Below are 4530 nucleotides of genomic sequence, written 5' to 3'. Positions count from 1 at the left end.
GTCGTCGCCGGTTCCGGCCCCTTGTTACTGGCCGTTGCCGCGACGCTCAAGGAACGCGACGCCAACGTCATAGCGATCGTCGAGCAAACGCTGCTGCATCAACTTACGCGCTTTGCGCTATCGCTGCTGGCGACACCGGGCAAGCTCAGGCAGGCGCTGCAATTGGGCTCTCAACTCAAGCACACGCCTTATTACATGAATAGCTACGTGCTTGAGGCGCAGGGCAAGACCGGCTTGGAAAAAGTCGTATTGCAGCGCGGTGCGCAACCACAGCCAGAACTGATCGACTGCGACTATCTGGCGTGCGGATTCGGTCTGATACCCAATATCGAGCTGGCCATCGCCCTTGGTTGCGCTAGTGCAGAAGGGGTGGTGCAAGTCGATCGCTGGCAGCAGACCTCGGTGCATGGCGTGTTTTGCGCCGGTGAAAGTACCGGCATCGGTGGTGTTGATTTGTCGCTGGTCGAGGGTCGTATTGCAGGCCTGGCCGCGGTGAACGATTTGTCGCAAGCATCGATCGACATCATCGAGCGCGAACGCTGGCAACGGTTCGCCAGACGACTGACAAACACATTTGTGTTGCGTCCCGAGTTGCGTGATGTATGTGATGACAGCACCATCGTCTGTCGTTGTGAGGATGTTTGCCATGGCGAACTGGCGCAACATACCAGTTGGCGCAGCGCCAAGCTTCATACGCGCTGTGGCATGGGGCCTTGTCAGGGACGGGTGTGTAGCGGTGCGACAGATTTTCTGTACGGCTGGAGTCAGGATTCAGTACGCATGCCGCTGTCGCCGGCGCGTATCGACAGTATTCTTTCTGTGGAATGCGCTAACGACGCATTATAGAAAACAGGTGCCTTGAGAACAGGCTTAATTACTTTTGAGCATAGCGCGATACTCGCTAGGCGTCATTCCCACCGTTGTCTTGAACTGACGTGTAAAAGCACTGTGGTCGTGATACCCGCAGGTGGCGGCGATCTCGGTGATGTTGTGTTCACCGCCAAGCATAGTGGAGGCGGCATCCAGACGTGTTTTGATAATCATCTGGCGCGGTGTCAGGTAAAAAATTTTGTAAAAGTAGCGCTCGATCTGCGACACCGAAAGTCCTGCAATGGCCGCCAGGTCAGATAGCTGGATCTGCTGATCGTAATTGTCCTGAATATAGTTGGCGGCGTTGGCGACCCGCTGATAGACCGGATGTTTTTGATCCGGCATTGCCAGATCGCGCGAGATACCGGCCACTCCCACTACTTTTCGGTGCGCATCGAATAGTGGAATTTTGTGTGTCAGGCACCAGCCGGGGTCGCGATTCGGGTACAGGTGCAGTTCGAGCTGATTATGAATCTGGCCCCCGCTGGCAAGCACAGCCTTATCCTGTTGCAGAAAAATGTGTCCAAAAGCGCTCGGAAACACCTCTGCCACATTGCGTCCTACAAGCGCGGATTTTTCCTTGAGACCGCAGCGATTGACCAGCGCCTGGTTGACCAATACGTAGCGGCACTCGGTATCTTTGACAAAAAAAACGACGTCCGGAAGCGCATCAAATAGCGGCTCGAAAAAAAATACATTGTCGATCACTGAAGCTAGCAAACGGCGCTCGGCGTCATTGCATGGAGCCAGTGCTTGATGGATTCGGATACGTTCTGTCATCGGTAGTTGTCCTCAATCGCGTGGGCCGACGTGTGTCTGATCATAATGATGACCATCATCGGTTTTTATATATTAATCGGAAAGCAGGATTAGTCCTGTTTTATGCGCGACGTATGCTGACTCAGCAGCGACCCAAAAAAACGATGACTATGCCGAAATCATCATCAATTGCGAACCGGACAAACAAGTAAATACATTTAAAAAATATTAATATTTATATCGTCAACCAACTGTCAATTTATCCAACTAAAAGGAGTTAAGCAATGTCAACAGTCAAGTGGAGAGGTGTATTTCCTGCGGTGACCACCAAGTTCAAGGAGAACGAAGATCTGGATCATGCCGAGATGGAAAAACACTTTGCATTCCAGATCGATAACGGCGTCCATGGCCTGTTGACTTGCGGATCGCTAGGTGAAGCAAGCACGCTGTCTTTCGAAGAGAAACTGGCGGTTACCAAGACTGCACTGCAAGTGGCCGATAAGCGTGTACCTGTACTGGTCAATGTCTCAGAAACCCGTACCACCAATGCCTGCCGTTTTGTACAAGAAGCCGCTGCCCTCGGTGTACAAGGTTTTATGGTGATGCCATCGGTACTGTACGCCGCCGATGCACGCGAGGCGAAAGACAATCTGCGTATCATCGCCAAAGCGGCGCAACTGCCGATCATGGTCTATAACAATCCGGTCTCGTACAAGGTCGATCTGACACCAGACGATTTCAAGGATTTGTCGGACTGTGAATGGATCGTCGCCATCAAAGAATCAACCGACAACGTGCGCCGCATTACCGATCTGCGTAATGCCGTCGGTACCCGTTATCAGCTCTTTATGGGAGTCGATGATTTGTCGTTTGAAGGACTCGCAGTCGGTGCCGACGGCTTGCTCGCCGGTCTGGTCGTGGCATTCCCGAAAGAGACGGTCACTCTGTATAACCTGATGCAAGCCAAGCGTTGGGATGAAGCCTTGAAGCTGTATCAGTGGTTCATGCCCTTGATGCATCTGGACGTATCGAACAAGCTGGTACAAAACCTGAAACTGGTTGAGGCGATGCTTGGTGTCGGTAATGAAATTGTGCGCCGCCCGCGTCAGCCTCTGGTTGGTGCCGAGCGCGAGCGCGTTGTAGCGGTCGTCCGGCAAGCACTCGAAACCCGTCCCAATCTGAGTCGGTTGCAATGAGCTATTAAAGGATCGCAACGATGTTCGGCGTGAGTAGGGCGCACTCGCGATGGAATGTTTTATATGTGTAAAACGCCTTAGTTGGCAAGCTGACGCATAAAAATAATGCTGGACCAACCAGCATAAGCAGCTTCGCTTTCATACAAAATAAGTCCTTGTTGTAGTTGCTTTTTAAATCCTTAGGAGGAAATTGATATGCCATTGAATACAAAAATGATTCCGCTGGTAGGCGCAATTGTCTATGCTTTTTCTACGAGCGCTTCAGCGCAGGAACAGGTCATCAAAATCGGCCAGAGTGGTCCGCTGACGGGTGCCAATGCATTTGCCGGTAAGGACAATGAGAACGGTGTGCGCTTAGCGATCGAGGAACTTAATGCCAGTCCGATCACGGTAGACGGCAAAAAAATAAAATTCACATTGCAATCGGAGGACGATCAGTGTGATCCGAGATCCGGTGTCAACGTGGCGCAAAAACTGATTGACGGCGGCGTCAAATACGTAATGGGCCCCTATTGTTCAGGCGTTTCGATTCCGGCCTCACGGGTTTATCACGATGCTGGTGTCATGTTGTCGACCAACGGTACTAATCCAAAAATAACCCAGAGCGGTTACAAGAACCTATACCGCATCACTGCCAGCGATTCGCAGATCGGTTCAAGCATGGCGACTTACGCAGGAAAAGTACTGAAGTCTAAAACCGTCGGCGTCATCGACGATCGCACCGCATTTGGTCAGGGCGTAGCGGAAGAATTCATCAAGACCGCAAAGAGCTCCGGTCTGAAGGTCGCAGCGCACGAATTCACGACCGACAAGTCGACCGACTTTGCCACTATCCTCACCACTCTGAAATCTAAAAATGTTGACGCGATCTTCTTTGGCGGCTATGCGCCACAAGGCGCTCCGATGGCCAGACAAATGAAGCAACTCCGAATCAACGCCAAATTGCTTGGCGGCGACACCCTGTGCAGTCCGGAGATGGGCAAACTAGGCGGCGATGCAGTAGGCGATAACGTACTCTGCGCACAGGGTGGAGCGATCCTCGACAAGGCGACAAAGGGTCCCGCGTTCAAGGCTAGCTACAAGGCCCGTTTTAACCAGGAGCCAGATGCATTCGCCGCTTCTTACTACGATCAGATGATGCTAATTGCCGAAGCAATGCAAAAAACAAACTCTGTCGAGGTACCAAAAGTCGGCGCTGAAATGTACAACATGGTCTACAAAGGTATCGTTGGTACCTACGCTTATGATGCAAACGGGAATATGAAGCAATCTCCGGTCACTGTGTACACTTTTAAGGATGGTCTGCCTTCACCACTAGCGAGCTATTAATCGTCGCAGGAATTTCAAGCACGCTTGTCGCTATTGGGTGAATTAGATAGGCAGATAAATTTCAACATTTCAGGCTGCGCAGTTCCTTTTTCGAAGATCAGGAACAGCGCAATAATGACAAAGAATAAGGTTGTTGACGTTGCAGGCGCAGCCACAGTTGAAGTTGTTTTTGAAGTGCAGGCGCAGCCACATTTGACGTTGAAGTTGTTTTTGAAGTTGCCGTTGTAGTTGCTTTTGAAGTGGCAGCTGCTTTTGAATTGGCCGTTGCTTTTGAAGTGGCAGTTGACCTACCCCGTCATTTGACGCTGCCACATTTTCCTACCGCCAGACGGATCAGGCTGATGACATGTTTGAGCGAAGCGAGTTGGTCATCAGA

Annotated in this window: 4 protein-coding genes; 3 read left to right on the top strand and 1 reads right to left on the bottom strand. The window is 51.3% G+C overall.

The annotated features are described in order from the left end of the window. The coding region (locus ACVBEF_RS20630; protein ID WP_447125779.1) for an FAD-dependent oxidoreductase at positions 1-846 on the top strand (846 nt) is incomplete at its 5' end. A 24-nt stretch (positions 847-870) separates the two neighbouring features. Here ACVBEF_RS20630 and ACVBEF_RS20625 read toward each other — a convergent pair. Further along, positions 871-1650 carry a helix-turn-helix domain-containing protein gene (locus tag ACVBEF_RS20625; RefSeq protein ID WP_447125778.1) on the bottom strand — a complete coding sequence of 260 codons (780 nt, stop codon included), beginning with the start codon at positions 1648-1650 and terminating at the stop codon, positions 871-873. A gap of 263 nt (positions 1651-1913) precedes the next feature. Here ACVBEF_RS20625 and ACVBEF_RS20620 point away from each other — a divergent pair, with 263 nt between their 5' ends. Together ACVBEF_RS20620 and ACVBEF_RS20615 are read left to right on the top strand one after the other, a co-directional pair. Further along, positions 1914-2825: a dihydrodipicolinate synthase family protein gene (locus ACVBEF_RS20620; protein ID WP_447125777.1), complete on the top strand. Its 912-nt coding sequence runs from the start codon at positions 1914-1916 to the stop codon at positions 2823-2825. 195 nt (positions 2826-3020) lie between these two features. Continuing rightward, positions 3021-4154, top strand: coding sequence for a branched-chain amino acid ABC transporter substrate-binding protein (locus tag ACVBEF_RS20615; RefSeq protein WP_447125776.1), 1134 nt, complete (start codon positions 3021-3023; stop codon positions 4152-4154). Positions 4155-4530: the final 376 nt, after the last annotated feature.

The organism is Glaciimonas sp. GG7 (assembly GCF_052976905.1).
This window is presented reverse-complemented; position numbering and strand designations above follow the sequence as displayed.